Source organism: Nocardioides exalbidus (assembly GCF_900105585.1).
Taxonomy (GTDB): domain Bacteria; phylum Actinomycetota; class Actinomycetes; order Propionibacteriales; family Nocardioidaceae; genus Nocardioides; species Nocardioides exalbidus.
The window spans coordinates 2,990,998-3,004,379 of the sequence record NZ_FNRT01000002.1; the positions used below are offsets into that span (position 1 = coordinate 2,990,998).

Here is a 13,382-nt window from a genome sequence, read left to right on the forward strand (position 1 = left end):
GCAGCAGACCCAGAGAACAGGTGAGATGAAATGACGGAGCTGTCCATCCGTCCGGACGAGATCCGGGACGCGCTTCAGCGCTTCGTGTCGGACTACAAGCCCGACTCGGCCACGAAGGAAGAGGTCGGCACGGTTGCCGAGGCCGCCGACGGCATCGCCCGCGTGAGCGGACTGCCCTCGGTCATGGCCAACGAGCTGCTCGAGTTCGAGGACGGCACCCTCGGCCTCGCCCTCAACCTCGACACCCGCGAGGTCGGTGTCGTCGTCCTGGGTGACTTCGACAAGATCGAGGAGGGCCAGACCGTGCGACGCACGGGCGAGATCCTCTCGGTCCCCGTCGGCGAGAACTACCTCGGCCGTGTCGTCGACCCGCTCGGCAACCCGATCGACGGCCTCGGCGACATCGCCTCCGACGAGCGTCGCGCGCTGGAGCTCCAGGCTCCCGGCGTGATGGTGCGCAAGTCGGTGCACGAGCCCCTCGCCACCGGCATCAAGGCGATCGACGCCCTGACGCCCGTCGGCCGCGGCCAGCGCCAGCTCATCATCGGCGACCGCGCGACCGGCAAGACCACGATCGCGATCGACACGATCATCAACCAGAAGCAGAACTGGGAGTCCGGCGACCCGGACAAGCAGGTGCGCTGCATCTACGTCGCCATCGGCCAGAAGGGCTCGACCATCGCCTCCGTGCGTGGCGCCCTCGAGGAGGCCGGCGCGCTGGAGTACACCACCATCGTGGCCTCCCCGGCGTCCGACTCGGCCGGCTTCAAGTACCTCGCCCCCTACACCGGCTCGGCCATCGGCCAGCACTGGATGTACGCCGGCAAGCACGTCCTGATCGTGTTCGACGACCTGACCAAGCAGGCCGAGGCCTACCGCGCCGTGTCGCTGCTGCTGCGTCGCCCGCCGGGCCGCGAGGCGTACCCCGGTGACGTCTTCTACCTGCACAGCCGGCTGCTCGAGCGTTGCGCGAAGCTCTCCGACGACATGGGCAAAGGCTCGATGACCGGCCTGCCGATCATCGAGACCAAGGCCAACGACGTCTCGGCGTTCATCCCGACCAACGTCATCTCGATCACCGACGGCCAGATCTTCCTGCAGTCCGACCTGTTCGCGGCCAACCAGCGCCCGGCGATCGACGTGGGTGTCTCGGTCTCGCGCGTGGGTGGCTCGGCGATGACGAAGGCGATGAAGGCCGTCACCGGCTCGCTCAAGGTCGACCTGGCGCAGTTCCGCGCCATGGAGGCCTTCGCGATGTTCGCCTCCGACCTCGACGCCGCCTCGCGCCAGCAGCTCGACCGCGGCCAGCGCCTGATGGCCCTGCTCAAGCAGCCGCAGTACTCGCCGTACCCGGTCGAGGAGATGACCGTCTCCCTGTGGACCGGCACGTCGGGCCGTCTCGACAAGGTCCCGACCGACGACGTGCTGCGCTTCGAGAACGAGTTCCTCGACTACCTGCGCCGCAGCCACGAGGGCATCCTCGCCGGCATCCGCGAGACCCAGAAGTTCGAGGACTCCACCGAGGACCAGCTCGCGGCGGCCTACGACTCCTTCCTCGACCAGTTCGAGACCTCCGACGGCCAGAGCATCAAGGCCGGCAAGGAGGAGCACGTCGCTCTCGAGGACGAGGACGTCGAGCAGGAGCAGATCGTCAAGCAGAAGCGAGGCTGAACCATGGCTCTCTCGGTACGCGAGTACCGCGCGCGGATCAAGTCGACGGAGTCGATGAAGAAGATCACGCGTGCCATGGAGCTCATCGCCGCGTCCCGGATCATCAAGGCGCAGCAGCGGGCCCAGGCCGCAGCGCCGTACGCCCGTGAGCTCACCCGTGCGGTGTCGGCCGTGGCGACGTTCTCCAACGTCGACCACGCCCTCACCCTCGAGCCGGAGAACCCGAAGCGGGCGGCGCTCCTGATCGTCACCTCCGACCGCGGACTGGCGGGTGCCTACTCCTCGAGCGTGCTCAAGGAGGCCGAGCGCCTCATCGAGAAGCTCAAGGGCGAGGGCAAGGAGGTCGACCTCTACATCTCCGGACGCAAGGGCGAGGCCTACTTCAAGTTCCGCCAGCGCCCCGTGGTGCAGGCCTGGACGGGTCACTCCGACCAGCCGACCTACGACGTGGCGGCCGAGATCGGCGCCCGCCTCATCGAGACCTTCCTCGCCGAGGAGGGCGACGGCGGTGTCGACGAGGTCCACGTGGTCTACACGCGCTTCCGCTCGATGCTGAGCCAGGAGCCGACCGCCGTACGCCTGCTGCCGCTGGAGGTCGTCGAGGGCACCGAGGCGCCCGAGGAGGGCGACCTGCTGCCGCTCTACGAGTTCGAGCCGTCGCCGTCCGACGTCCTCGACTCCCTGCTGCCGCGCTACGTCCAGAGCCGGATCTTCTTCGCCCTGCTGCAGGCGGCAGCCTCCGAGCTCGCCGCCCGCCAGAAGGCGATGAAGGCCGCGACGGACAACGCGGACGAGCTCATCAAGAAGTACAAGCGCATCGCCAACCAGGCTCGCCAGGCTGGCATCACACAGGAAATCAGCGAGATCGTCGGTGGCGTCAACGCGCTCGCCGACGCACAAGCCGGGAGTGAATGAGATATGACTGCCACCATCAACGAGTCCGCGGAGACCACCTCTGCAGGCGGAGTGGGCCGCATCGCCCGCGTCATCGGCCCGGTCGTGGACATCGAGTTCCCGACCGACGCCATGCCGCCCCTCTACAACGCGCTGACGTGCGAGTTCCAGCTGAGCGGCGAGACCCACTCGATCATCCTCGAGGTCGCCCAGCACATCGGTGACGGCATGGTCCGTGCCATCTCGATGAAGCCGACCGACGGCCTGGTCCGCGGCGGGCAGGTCATCGACACCGGTGAGTCCATCACCGTGCCGGTGGGCGACGCGACGCTCGGCAAGGTGTTCAACACCACCGGCGACGTGCTCAACCTCGCCGAGGGCGAGACCTTCGAGCCTGCCGAGCGCTGGGGCATCCACCGCAAGGCGCCCGCGTTCGACCAGCTGGAGTCGAAGACCCAGATGTTCGAGACCGGCATCAAGGTCATCGACCTCCTCACCCCCTACGTCCAGGGCGGCAAGATCGGCCTGTTCGGCGGTGCCGGCGTCGGCAAGACCGTGCTCATCCAGGAGATGATCGCGCGCGTCGCGAAGGACCACGGTGGTGTGTCGGTGTTCGCCGGTGTCGGCGAGCGCACCCGTGAGGGCAACGACCTCATCGTCGAGATGGAGGAGGCCGGCGTCCTCGGCCAGACCGCCCTCGTCTTCGGCCAGATGGACGAGCCGCCGGGCACGCGCCTGCGGGTCGCCCTGTCCGCCCTGACGATGGCGGAGTACTTCCGCGACGTGCAGAAGCAGGACGTGCTGCTCTTCATCGACAACATCTTCCGCTTCACCCAGGCCGGCTCCGAGGTCTCCACGCTGCTCGGCCGCATGCCGTCCGCCGTGGGCTACCAGCCCAACCTGGCGGACGAGATGGGCCAGTTGCAGGAGCGCATCACCTCGACGCGTGGTCACTCGATCACGTCGCTCCAGGCGATCTACGTGCCCGCCGACGACTACACCGACCCGGCCCCGGCCACGACGTTCGCCCACCTGGACGCCACGACCGAGCTGTCGCGCGAGATCGCCTCGCTCGGCATCTACCCGGCCGTGGACCCGCTGACGTCGACCTCGCGCATCCTCGACCCGCAGTACATCGGCGACGACCACTACCGCTGCGCGGTGCGGGTCAAGCAGATCCTGCAGCGCAACAAGGAGCTCCAGGACATCATCGCGATCCTCGGTGTCGACGAGCTCTCCGAGGAGGACCGCATCATCGTCTCGCGTGCGCGTCGCATCCAGCGCTTCCTGTCGCAGAACACCTACGTCGCCAAGCAGTTCACCGGCATCGAGGGTTCGACCGTCCCGGTGGCCGACACCATCGAGGCGTTCAACAAGATCGCCGACGGCGAGTACGACCACGTGGCCGAGCAGGCCTTCTTCATGTGCGGCGGTCTGGACGACGTCGAGCAGAAGTGGGCCGAGATCCAGAAGAGCCTCTGATGGCAGAGTCCTCCGGCAAGGTCCTCCAGGTCGAGCTGGTCGCTGCCGACCGGCTCGTCTGGTCGGGCCAGGCCACCATGGTCATCGCCCGCACCACCGAGGGCGACGTCGGCATCCTGCCGAACCACGCTCCGCTGCTCTCCTCGATCATCGAGGGTGTCGTGGACGTCCAGACCGTCGACGGCGAGACCTGGATCGCGGCGGTCGACGCCGGCTTCCTGTCCGTCGCGGACAACCGCGTCTCGATCCTCTCCGAGCGGGCCGAGATGTCGCACGAGATCGACCTGGAGCACGCGCGGGCCGAGCTCGAGCGCTGCAAGCAGGCGGGCGAGAACGACGACGAGGCGCAGGAGAAGGTCCGTCGCGCCGAGGCACGCGTGCGTGCCGCGGAGCGGGCCTCCTGACAGGCGTCAAGACACTGGCGCTAGGGTGAGCGCACGAGCCCTCGGGTTCGTGCGCTCATCTTGTCTTTCTCGGTGTTTCTGGTCGGACCGCCCCGGGCGGTCGAAGGGATGCGTGGATGCCGGTCTGGGAGTGGCTGCTCGACCTGGTCGGGCTCTTCCTGCTGCTTGCCCTGCTCTACGGCATCACCCTCATCGTGCGGCGCCGCCTCCTCGCCCGCCACGGCGGCACCTTCGAGCTGAGCTACCGCGTCCGTCCCGAGCACCCCGGCCGTGGCTGGCTGCTCGGCATCGGGCGCTACTCCGGCCAGTCCCTGGAGTGGTTCCGGATCTTCTCGCTCTCGCCCCGCCCGAAGCGCGTGTGGGCACGCGACCTGCTGGAGTACTCCGGCCGGCGGGCACCCGCCGGACCCGAGGAGATGTCGCTCTACGACGGCCACGTCGTGGCGTCGTGCCACTACAGCGGCGAGCCGCTCGAGATCGCGATGAGCGAGGCGTCCCTCACCGGCTTCCAGGCCTGGCTCGAGTCCGGCCCGCCCGGCACCGACTGGAACCGCCGCTAGCGCGACACGGTCGGCCCCGTCGAGGCGCCCAGGCGCAGCTCGACCGGGAGCACCACGTCGTCGGCCGGCTCGTCGTTGGTGCGCGCGAGCGCGGCTCGCGCGGTCGCGCGCCCCTTCTCGGCGAAGGGCTGGACCACGGTGGTGAGGTCGAGGTCGAGCCACGGGGTGTCGATGCCGTCGAAGCCGGCGACGCTCAGCCCGCCCGGCACGTCGATGCCGCGCCGGCGGGCCTCGAGCACGACGCCGGCGGCCTGGACGTCGCTCTGGCACACGACGGCCGTCACGTCCGGCTCGCCGTCGAGGAAGGCGGACACCATCTCCTGGGTGGCGGCGAGGTCGCTCACGCACCGGCCGATCGTGACGGCGTCGGGGAACACCTCGCGCAGCCCGGCCTCGCGCTCGCGCTGCGGGTGCGACTCCTGGAGGGTGAGGGTCGCGACGCGGCGGTGCCCCAGGTCGTGCAGGTGGTGCGCCACCGCCGCCGCCCCTGCGCGGTGGTCGATGTCGATGAACGTGGCACCGGGCCATGCCGGCCCCTCGACGACGACCAGGGGCACGTCGCGCGCGACGAGGTCGTCGTACGCCGCCCACGTCTCCTGGCCGCAGATCTGGTAGATCACCGCGTCGAGGGGGAGACGGGCGTGCTCGACGCTGTCGCCCATCAGGAGCAGGCCCATGCCGGCGGCCTCCAGCACCTCGGACACGGCGTCGAGCATCGGCAGGGCAGCCGGGTCGCGGAACGCCGTGCTCAGCGGACCGACCGCGATCCCGACGACACCGCTGCGGCCCTGGCGCAGGTTGCGCGCGAGCGGGTTGGGTCCGGTGTAGCCGAGGGATCCGGCCGCGGCGAGGACACGCTCGCGGGTCGACGCGGAGACGGGCTTGTTGCCGGAGAACGCCAGGGACGCGGTCGACAGCGACACGCCTGCGGCCGCGGCCACGTCGGCCAGGGTCGGGGTGCGAGTTGATCCGGGCACGGGGGAGAGACTAGCATCGAATCGATTCGATCGAAACGTTTCGATCGCCTGCGCCACGAGGAGAGCCGTGCCCCAGCTGACCGCCGCCCGCAACGCCGTCGGGCTGACGTTCTTCCTCAACGGGCTGGTCTTCGCCAGCTGGGTCTCGCGCATCCCCGAGGTGCGCTCGAGCTTCGACCTCACCAACGGCCAGCTCGGCCTGGTGCTGCTGTCCATTGCCGTCGGCTCGGTCGCGGCACTCCCGACGACCGGGGCGCTGATCAACCGGTGGGGGACCGTCCGCATCGTGCGGCTCGGTGCCGGCGCGGCCTCGGTCGGCATGCTCGCGGCTGCGCTCAGCCTCGGCCACGTGCTCCCCGTGACGGTGGCCGGCCTCTTCGTCTACGGCCTCGGCATCGGCGTGTGGGACGTCGCGATGAACGTCGAGGCGGCGGAGGTCGAGCGTGGCCTCGGCCGCACGATCATGCCGCGCTTCCACGCCGGCTTCAGCGGTGGCACCGTGGTCGGGGCGCTGCTCGGCGCCTTGGTCGTCGAGCTCGACCTGCCGGCAGCCGTGCACCTGGTGACGATCGTGGTGCTCGCGCTGGTGCTCGTGCTCAGGACCTCGCCGGCGTTCCTGCCGGTGGCCGATGCCCATGAGGAGCACCACGTCTCGGCCGCCCGCGCCTGGCTCGAGCCGCGCACGCTGATGATCGGGGTGATGGTGCTCGCGCTCGCCATGACGGAGGGCACCGCCAACGATTGGTTGGCCGTCGCCCTGGTCGACGGGCACGACGTGTCCCACGCCATGGGCGTCGCCGGGTTCGCGGTCTTCGTGACCGCCATGACCGTGGGCCGCTTCATCGGCACCGGCCTCATCGACCGCTTCGGGCGTGTCGTCGTCCTGTGGTCGACGATGGTGGTGGCCGGCGCCGGGGTGCTGCTCATCGTGTTCACCACGCAGCCGGTCCTCGTGGTCCTCGGCATCGTGCTGTGGGGCGTCGGCGCCTCGCTCGGCTTCCCGGTGGGGATGAGCGCCGCGGCCGACGACCCGGTCCGCGCCGCCTCGCGGGTGAGTGTGGTGTCGACCATCGGCTACGCCGCGTTCCTGGCCGGTCCGCCCTTCCTCGGCTTCATCGGCGACGAGGTCGGCACCCTCAAGGCGCTCCTGGTGGTCGCGTTCCTGCTGCTGCCGGCGGCTCTCGTCGTCCCCTCCGCCCGCGAGTCGCGGGCAGAGGTCCCGTCCGCCTCCTAGTACATCAGCGAGCCGGGGGTGTCGAGGCTCTCGCCGGTCTCGAGCAGGGTCTTGAGGCCGGACAGGATCATCGGCCAGCCGCCGTAGAGCTCGGGGTTGGCCTGGTCGGGCAGGCCGTCGTGGATCACGGTGAGCCGGCACGACGTGCCGACCGGGACGATCTGCCAGGTGACCCGGGTGGTGCCCTGGGCCCTGACCTCGTCGCTCCACAGCGCCTCGAAGGTCTGCACGAGCAGGCGGGGCGGGTCGACCTCGACGTTCGTGCCCTTCGAGATGTCGACGGTGCCGGGCACGCCGGCGACGTAGTCGGAGCCGGTGGTCCAGTCGCTCTGCACGCCGACCCCGAAGCTGTAGATCGCGCGCTGCTGCGGGTCGGTGATCGCCTCCCACAGCCGCTCGGGCGTGGTCTTGATGTAGACCTCGAAGACGGCGGTGCCGGCGGCGACGGGTGCGGTGCCCTGCTCCCACGAGACGGTCTTGACGGTGCTCATGTCCTCATCCTCCAGATAGCTCTTGAGGCCGCTGAGCGTCGCCGCCCAGGGCTCGGCGTACTTGCTCACCCAGCGGTCGTGGACGAGCCGGACCGGGACGGGGTTGAGGAAGTGCAGCTTCTCGCGGCCCTGCTTGCGCGTGGTCACCACGCCGGCCTCCTCGAGCACCCTCAGGTGCTTCATGACGCCGAACCGGGTCATCTGCACCCGTCCCTCCAGGGCGGTGAGGGTCTGGCCGTCCTCGGTGAAGAGCGCGTCCAGCAGGGCCCGACGGGTCGGGTCTGCCAGCGCCCTGAACACCTCGTCCATGGCTCGACATTAGGTGACCATTTGGTCACGTGTCAACGGTCTACCGTCAGGGGATGACCATGCCGTCCCGAGCCGTCCTGATCGCCCTGCCGGGGCTCACGCTCGCCGTCGCGGGGATGTTCCACCCGCACTCGCTCAGCCACGCCTCGGCCCCGCGCTGGACGATGCTCCACGTGGCGGGCCTGGTCGTCTTTCCGCTCGTCGGCCTCGCGCTCGCGGCGCTCGTGAGGCAGCGACGCGATCCGGTCGCCGTCGTCGTGGTGCTCACGGCCTACCTCTACGCCACGGCCTACTCCGCGCTCGACGTCATCAGCGGCATCGGGGCCGGCTACGTCACCTGGCGCCTGGGCGAGGGCGTCCCGCGACCCGACGAGGTGCGCTTCCTCTTCGTGATCGGCGGGCGGATCGGGGACGTGGGATCGGTGGCGCTGGTCGTGTGCGCCGCGGTCGTCGCAGCCGACGCGCTGCGGCGGCTGGGACCGGTGGCGGCACCGGGCCTGCTGGTGGTGCCGGGGGCGCTGCTCGTCCACGTCGGCCACATCTTCGCCCCGACCGGCGTGGCCGGGATGGCGCTCGTGGGCCTGGCCACGGGCTACCTCGGGTGGTGCGCGACCGACCCGCGGCCCGAACCGCGGCCGACCGCTAGCTAGCCCCGCTCGCCGCCGGGGACCCAGAGCACGTCGCCGTTCGCGCGGTTCGCGTGGCGGGCGAGGATGAAGAGCAGGTCGGAGAGCCGGTTGAGGTAGGTGATCGCGAGCAGGTTCATCGTCTCCTCGTGCTCGGCCCACGCCGCCCAGCCGGCGCGCTCCGCACGTCGTACGACGGTCCGCGCCACGTGCAGGTGGGCGGCCCCGAGGGTGCCGCCGTTGAGGATGAAGGAGCGCAGCGCCGGCAGCTCCTCGTTGTAGTGGTCGCACCAGGCCTCGAGCCGGTCGACGTAGTCCTGCTCGACGCGCAGGGGCGGGTACTCCGGGTCGGGGACGACGGGCGTGGAGAAGTCGGCGCCCACGTCGAAGAGGTCGTTCTGCACGTGGGTGAGGACGGCGACGACGTCGTCGTCGAGGTCGCCCTGCGCGAGGGCGACGCCGATGTGGGCGTTGCCCTCGTCGACGCAGGCGTAGGCCTCGAGGCGCAGGTCCGTCTTCGAGGTCTCGCTCATGTCGCCGAGCCGGGTCCGTCCGGCGTCGCCGGTGCGGGTGTAGATGCGCGTCAGGTTGACCATGGTGCGGAGCCTACGGCGCGTCCCGCCCGGGAGCTCGACCAGGAGCTCGGTCGGGAGCCGCCGGCGCGACTCGCCGAAAAGGTGAGGCGGCGATGCAACCGAAAGGAGTACAACGGCGTCTATGAGGTGACAGCAGTCACGCGGCGACGTCGGGGGACGTCGGGAAGGGGCACCCGATGAACATCTTCACCGATGGCGCCACCCTGGTCCTGCAGGGGCCGTTCGACGTGCGCAGCACGTGGGAGGTCCGCAACGCGATCTACGAGCGGCTCGAGGGCTTCGACGACGACGTCGTCATCGACATGACCGATGTGACGACGATCGACGCGACCGCGCTGCGCCTGCTCGCGGTCGCCACCCGCGCCGCCTGGCTGTCCGGCCACCACCTCACGGTCCGCAACCCCGGCCCGGCCGTGCGACGGATGGCCCACCTGACCAGGCTCGCCCACGCGATCGAGGTCGAGCGGGTGGCCGCCACCGCGTGAGGCATCTGTCACATCGGGGACTGGTGACTCACTGGTAACCACCGTCCTACATTGACCTCATGAGCGATGCCGCAGGTCAGAAGGACCGCCCCTGGGTGATGCGGACGTACGCCGGCCACTCCACGGCCGCCGCGTCCAACGCGCTCTACCGCACCAACCTGGCCAAGGGGCAGACCGGCCTCAGCGTCGCGTTCGACCTGCCCACGCAGACCGGCTACGACCCCGACAGCCCGCTCAGCCGCGGCGAGGTCGGCAAGGTCGGCGTACCGGTCCCGCACCTGGGCGAGATGCGCAAGCTCTTCGACGGGATCCCGCTCACCGAGATGAACACCTCGATGACGATCAACGCCGTCGCGATGTGGATGCTCGCGATGTACCAGGTCGTCGCGGAGGAGCAGAACCCGGACCTCGCGCCCGAGGAGGTCGCCGCGCAGCTCGCCGGCACCACCCAGAACGACATCATCAAGGAGTACCTCTCGCGGGGGACGTACGCCTTCCCGCCCGAGGCCTCGATGCGGCTGATCGCCGACATGATCGCCTACACCGTCCACCAGGTCCCGAAGTGGAACCCGATCAACATCTGCAGCTACCACCTGCAGGAGGCCGGCGCGACGCCGACGCAGGAGCTCGCCTACGCGCTGAGCACCGCGATCGCCGTGCTCGACCAGGTCAGGGACGCAGGCCAGGTGTCCGAGGACGACTTCGAGAAGGTCGTCGGCCGCATCTCGTTCTTCGTCAACGCCGGGGTGCGCTTCGTCGAGGAGACCTGCAAGATGCGGGCCTTCGTGCAGCTCTGGGACGAGATCACCCAGGAGCGCTACGGGGTCCGTGACCCGAAGATGCGCCGCTTCCGCTACGGCGTCCAGGTCAACTCGCTCGGCCTCACCGAGGCCCAGCCGGAGAACAACGTGCAGCGCATCGTGCTCGAGATGCTCGGGGTGACGCTGTCGAAGAACGCTCGCGCCCGCGCGCTCCAGCTGCCCGCCTGGAACGAAGCGCTCGGCCTGCCGCGACCGTGGGACCAGCAGTGGTCGCTGCGGCTGCAGCAGGTGCTGGCCTTCGAGTCCGACCTGCTGGAGTACGACGACATCTTCGACGGCTCGCACGTGATCGAGGCCAAGGTCGCCGAGCTCGTCGAGGGGGCCAAGGCCGAGATCGACCGGGTCCAGGCGATGGGTGGGGCGATCGCCGCCGTCGACTACATGAAGTCCGAGCTGGTCTCCTCCCACGCCGCCCGGCGCGCGCGCATCGAGTCGGGCGAGGAGGTCATCGTGGGCGTCAACAAGTACGAGACGACCGAGGAGTCGCCGCTCACCGCCGACCTCGACGGCGCGATCATGGCCGCCGACCCCGAGGCGGAGAACGCCGCGCGTGCGAGCGTGGAGGCGTGGAAGGCGGAGCGTGACGAGGCCGAGGTCGCGGCGGCGCTCGAGGCGCTCGCGGCAGCCGCCAAGACCGACGAGAACCTCATGGCGCCGACCCTGGCTGCGGCCCGCGCCGGCGCGACGACCGGGGAGTGGGCCGGGACGCTGCGCTCGGTCTTCGGCGAGTACCGCGGACCGACCGGCGTCGCCGGCGCCGTCGTCGCAGAGGCTGGAGCCGAGCTGTCCGCCGTGCGCGACCGGGTGAGGGCGACCGGCGACGAGCTGGGTGGCCGCCTGCGGCTGCTCGTCGGCAAGCCGGGCCTCGACGGCCACTCCAACGGCGCCGAGCAGGTCGCCGTCCGGGCCCGCGACGCCGGTTTCGAGGTGATCTACCAGGGCATCCGGCTGACGCCCGCCCAGATCGTCGCGGCCGCCGTCGCCGAGGACGTCCACTGCATCGGCCTGTCGATCCTGTCCGGCTCGCACATGGAGCTGGTGCCCGACGTCCTCGACGGACTCCGGGAGGCCGGGCTCTCCGACATCCCGGTGATCGTCGGCGGGATCATCCCCGACTCCGACGGCCGCAGGCTGCGCGAGCTCGGTGTCGCCGCCGTCTACACGCCGAAGGACTACGGGCTCACCCAGATCATGGACGGGATCGTCGACGTGATCCGTTCGGCGGGCGGCCTCGACTGACCCGACCTGCAAGACTCCACGCATGCCCACCCCTCCGCGTCGCGTGATCGTGGTCGGGGCCGGCGTGGTCGGGTTGACGTGTGCGGTGCGGCTGCTCGAGGCCGGCCACCGCGTCGACGTCGTCGCCCGCGACCTGCCGCTCGAGACGACCTCCGCGGTCGCCGCCGCGCTCTGGTACCCCTACAAGGCGCTGTCCCACGACCGCGTGACGGCCTGGTCCGCGACGACGTACGCCGCTCTCGAGGAGCTCGCCGCCGACGACGCGACCGGCGTGCGGATGCTCACCGGCACCGAGGTCCTGTCGACCCCGCAGCCTGACCCGTGGTGGCGCGAGGCCGTTCCCGCGCTCGACCGCGAGACGTCGCTGCCGCCCGGGTACGCCGACGGCTGGACGTTCGTCAGCCCGGTCCTCGACATGCCGGTGCACCTGCGCTGGCTCGCCGGCCGGATCGAGGAGCTCGGCGGCACGCTCACCCGGATGAACCTCTCGGCCCTGCCCGACGACGGCAGCCTCGTGGTCAACGCCACCGGTCTCGGCGCCCGCCACTTCGGGGCCGACCAGTTGGTCACGCCGGTGCGCGGCCAGGTCGTGGTGGTCGAGCAGGTCGGGCTTGAGCGCTGGACGCTCGACGGCGGCTCGTCGGGCCGGGGGCTGACCTACGTCGTCCCGCGCAGGAGCGAGATCGTGCTCGGCGGCACCGACGTCGAGGGGGAGTGGAGCCGCACGCCGGACCCGGTCGTGGCCGAGGAGATCCGGCACCGGGCGATCGCCCTGGTCCCCGCGATCGAGGGCGCCCGGGTCCTGCGGCACAAGGTGGGCCTACGCCCGGCCCGTCCGGAGGTGCGGCTCGAGCGGGTCGGCGAGGTCATCCACTGCTACGGCCACGGAGGCGCGGGCGTCACGCTCGCGTGGGGGTGCGCCGACGACGTGGTGGGGCTGGCCGATGGCTGACGCGCAGGTCTCGCGGGTCGTCGTGGCCCGGCACGGCGAGGCGCTCTACGAGTCCGAGCTCCTGAGCGACGCGGGCGGGTGGCTCAGCCCGCAGGGCCGTGTGCAGGCAGTCGGGCTGGCCGAGCAGCTCGCCGGTGAGCGGATCACGCGCGTGTGCACGAGCGACATGTCGCGCGCCGTCCAGACCGGCGAGATCGTGGCCGCGCGGCTGGAGGTCGACGTGGTGGTCCGCAAGGGGATCCGCGAGTTCGGCGTCGGCGCCGCGGCGGGCACGACCGGGGTGCCGGACCCGTTCGCCGGCACCTTCGCGGCGTGGGTCTCGGGCGACCTCTCGGCTCGCATCCCCGGCGGGGAGAGCGGCGACGAGGTCGTCGCACGCTGGACGTCGGTCCTCGAGGAGGTGGCCGACGAGCACCGGGACGGGACGGCGCTGGTGGTCAGCCACGGAGGCGTGATGAGCATGGTGCTCCCGCTGCTGGCGACCAACCTCGATCCCGGGCACGCCCGCGACCGGCCCATCCCGAACTGCGGCTCCGCGGTGGTGGAGCGACAGGCCGGCCGGTGGGTCGCCCGGTCGTGGCTGGGGGACCAGCTCGCTCCGTGACGTGAGGTAAGGCTGTCCTCAATTCGTTGTGTACAGT

The 13,382-nt window shown here is 70.6% G+C and carries 14 protein-coding genes; 11 read left to right on the forward strand and 3 right to left on the reverse strand.

Annotated features, from left to right (window positions below; all coding sequences use genetic code 11):
- Positions 1-30: 30 nt before the first annotated feature.
- The 5 genes from atpA (at position 31) to BLV76_RS14745 (ending at position 5,011) form a co-directional block, all read left to right on the forward strand.
- Positions 31-1,671 (forward strand): F0F1 ATP synthase subunit alpha, encoded by a 1,641-nt coding sequence (gene atpA / locus BLV76_RS14725; RefSeq protein WP_090969798.1) that lies wholly within the window; start codon positions 31-33, stop codon positions 1,669-1,671.
- Between the two features lie 3 nt (positions 1,672-1,674).
- Positions 1,675-2,586 (forward strand): F0F1 ATP synthase subunit gamma, encoded by a 912-nt coding sequence (locus tag BLV76_RS14730; protein WP_090969799.1) that lies wholly within the window; start codon positions 1,675-1,677, stop codon positions 2,584-2,586.
- Positions 2,587-2,589: 3 nt separating this feature from the next.
- Entirely contained in the window at positions 2,590-4,047 is a 1,458-nt protein-coding gene (atpD, locus tag BLV76_RS14735; protein ID WP_090969800.1) for a F0F1 ATP synthase subunit beta, read from the forward strand.
- The gene (locus tag BLV76_RS14740) at positions 4,047-4,451 is read left to right on the forward strand and encodes a F0F1 ATP synthase subunit epsilon (RefSeq protein WP_090969801.1); all 405 of its coding nucleotides are present in this window, start codon (positions 4,047-4,049) and stop codon (positions 4,449-4,451) included. The genes atpD and BLV76_RS14740 overlap by 1 nt, the downstream gene beginning before the upstream one ends.
- 116 nt (positions 4,452-4,567) lie before the next feature.
- Positions 4,568-5,011, forward strand: coding sequence for a DUF2550 domain-containing protein (locus BLV76_RS14745; protein ID WP_090969802.1), 444 nt, complete (start codon positions 4,568-4,570; stop codon positions 5,009-5,011).
- On the opposite strand, the gene BLV76_RS22190 is transcribed toward BLV76_RS14745, so the two are convergent.
- Positions 5,008-5,988: a LacI family DNA-binding transcriptional regulator gene (locus BLV76_RS22190; protein ID WP_217630355.1), complete on the reverse strand. Its 981-nt coding sequence runs from the start codon at positions 5,986-5,988 to the stop codon at positions 5,008-5,010. The genes BLV76_RS14745 and BLV76_RS22190 overlap by 4 nt on opposite strands.
- A 67-nt stretch (positions 5,989-6,055) precedes the next feature.
- Between BLV76_RS22190 and BLV76_RS14760 the strand changes: the two genes are divergently transcribed.
- Positions 6,056-7,222: an MFS transporter gene (locus tag BLV76_RS14760; protein ID WP_175539689.1), complete on the forward strand. Its 1,167-nt coding sequence runs from the start codon at positions 6,056-6,058 to the stop codon at positions 7,220-7,222.
- On the opposite strand, the gene BLV76_RS14765 is transcribed toward BLV76_RS14760, so the two are convergent.
- A complete protein-coding gene (locus BLV76_RS14765; RefSeq protein WP_090969803.1) occupies positions 7,219-8,022 on the reverse strand; it encodes an ArsR/SmtB family transcription factor in 804 nt (267 codons plus the stop codon). The genes BLV76_RS14760 and BLV76_RS14765 overlap by 4 nt on opposite strands.
- Positions 8,023-8,075: 53 nt before the next feature.
- Here BLV76_RS14765 and BLV76_RS14770 point away from each other — a divergent pair, with 53 nt between their 5' ends.
- Positions 8,076-8,672 carry a hypothetical protein gene (locus tag BLV76_RS14770; protein WP_090969804.1) on the forward strand — a complete coding sequence of 199 codons (597 nt, stop codon included), beginning with the start codon at positions 8,076-8,078 and terminating at the stop codon, positions 8,670-8,672.
- Here BLV76_RS14770 and BLV76_RS14775 read toward each other — a convergent pair.
- On the reverse strand, positions 8,669-9,244 hold the full coding sequence (locus tag BLV76_RS14775; protein WP_090969805.1) for a cob(I)yrinic acid a,c-diamide adenosyltransferase: 576 nt from the start codon (positions 9,242-9,244) through the stop codon (positions 8,669-8,671). The genes BLV76_RS14770 and BLV76_RS14775 overlap by 4 nt on opposite strands.
- A gap of 176 nt (positions 9,245-9,420) precedes the next feature.
- Between BLV76_RS14775 and BLV76_RS14780 the strand changes: the two genes are divergently transcribed.
- The 4 genes from BLV76_RS14780 to BLV76_RS14795 are packed head-to-tail and all read left to right on the forward strand — an operon-like array spanning position 9,421 to position 13,345.
- Entirely contained in the window at positions 9,421-9,729 is a 309-nt protein-coding gene (locus BLV76_RS14780) for an STAS domain-containing protein (protein ID WP_090969806.1), read from the forward strand.
- Positions 9,730-9,788: 59 nt separating this feature from the next.
- Positions 9,789-11,789 (forward strand): protein meaA, encoded by a 2,001-nt coding sequence (locus BLV76_RS14785; RefSeq protein WP_090969807.1) that lies wholly within the window; start codon positions 9,789-9,791, stop codon positions 11,787-11,789.
- Positions 11,790-11,811: 22 nt separating this feature from the next.
- Positions 11,812-12,741, forward strand: coding sequence for an FAD-dependent oxidoreductase (locus BLV76_RS14790; protein WP_090969808.1), 930 nt, complete (start codon positions 11,812-11,814; stop codon positions 12,739-12,741).
- A complete protein-coding gene (locus BLV76_RS14795; RefSeq protein WP_090969809.1) occupies positions 12,734-13,345 on the forward strand; it encodes a histidine phosphatase family protein in 612 nt (203 codons plus the stop codon). The genes BLV76_RS14790 and BLV76_RS14795 overlap by 8 nt, the downstream gene beginning before the upstream one ends.
- Positions 13,346-13,382 lie beyond the last annotated feature (37 nt).

Excerpts from the sequence above, each read along its gene's own strand:
- atpA (WP_090969798.1), top strand. The coding sequence starts at position 31 with ATGACGGAGCTGTCCATCCGTCCGGACGAGATCCGGGACGCGCTTCAG.
- BLV76_RS14730 (WP_090969799.1), top strand. The coding sequence starts at position 1,675 with ATGGCTCTCTCGGTACGCGAGTACCGCGCGCGGATCAAGTCGACGGAG.
- atpD (WP_090969800.1), top strand. The coding sequence starts at position 2,590 with ATGACTGCCACCATCAACGAGTCCGCGGAGACCACCTCTGCAGGCGGA.
- BLV76_RS14740 (WP_090969801.1), top strand. The coding sequence starts at position 4,047 with ATGGCAGAGTCCTCCGGCAAGGTCCTCCAGGTCGAGCTGGTCGCTGCC.
- BLV76_RS14745 (WP_090969802.1), top strand. The coding sequence starts at position 4,568 with ATGCCGGTCTGGGAGTGGCTGCTCGACCTGGTCGGGCTCTTCCTGCTG.
- BLV76_RS14765 (WP_090969803.1), bottom strand. The coding sequence starts at position 8,022 with ATGGACGAGGTGTTCAGGGCGCTGGCAGACCCGACCCGTCGGGCCCTG.
- BLV76_RS14770 (WP_090969804.1), top strand. The coding sequence starts at position 8,076 with ATGACCATGCCGTCCCGAGCCGTCCTGATCGCCCTGCCGGGGCTCACG.
- BLV76_RS14775 (WP_090969805.1), bottom strand. The coding sequence starts at position 9,244 with ATGGTCAACCTGACGCGCATCTACACCCGCACCGGCGACGCCGGACGG.
- BLV76_RS14780 (WP_090969806.1), top strand. The coding sequence starts at position 9,421 with ATGAACATCTTCACCGATGGCGCCACCCTGGTCCTGCAGGGGCCGTTC.
- BLV76_RS14785 (WP_090969807.1), top strand. The coding sequence starts at position 9,789 with ATGAGCGATGCCGCAGGTCAGAAGGACCGCCCCTGGGTGATGCGGACG.
- BLV76_RS14790 (WP_090969808.1), top strand. The coding sequence starts at position 11,812 with ATGCCCACCCCTCCGCGTCGCGTGATCGTGGTCGGGGCCGGCGTGGTC.
- BLV76_RS14795 (WP_090969809.1), top strand. The coding sequence starts at position 12,734 with ATGGCTGACGCGCAGGTCTCGCGGGTCGTCGTGGCCCGGCACGGCGAG.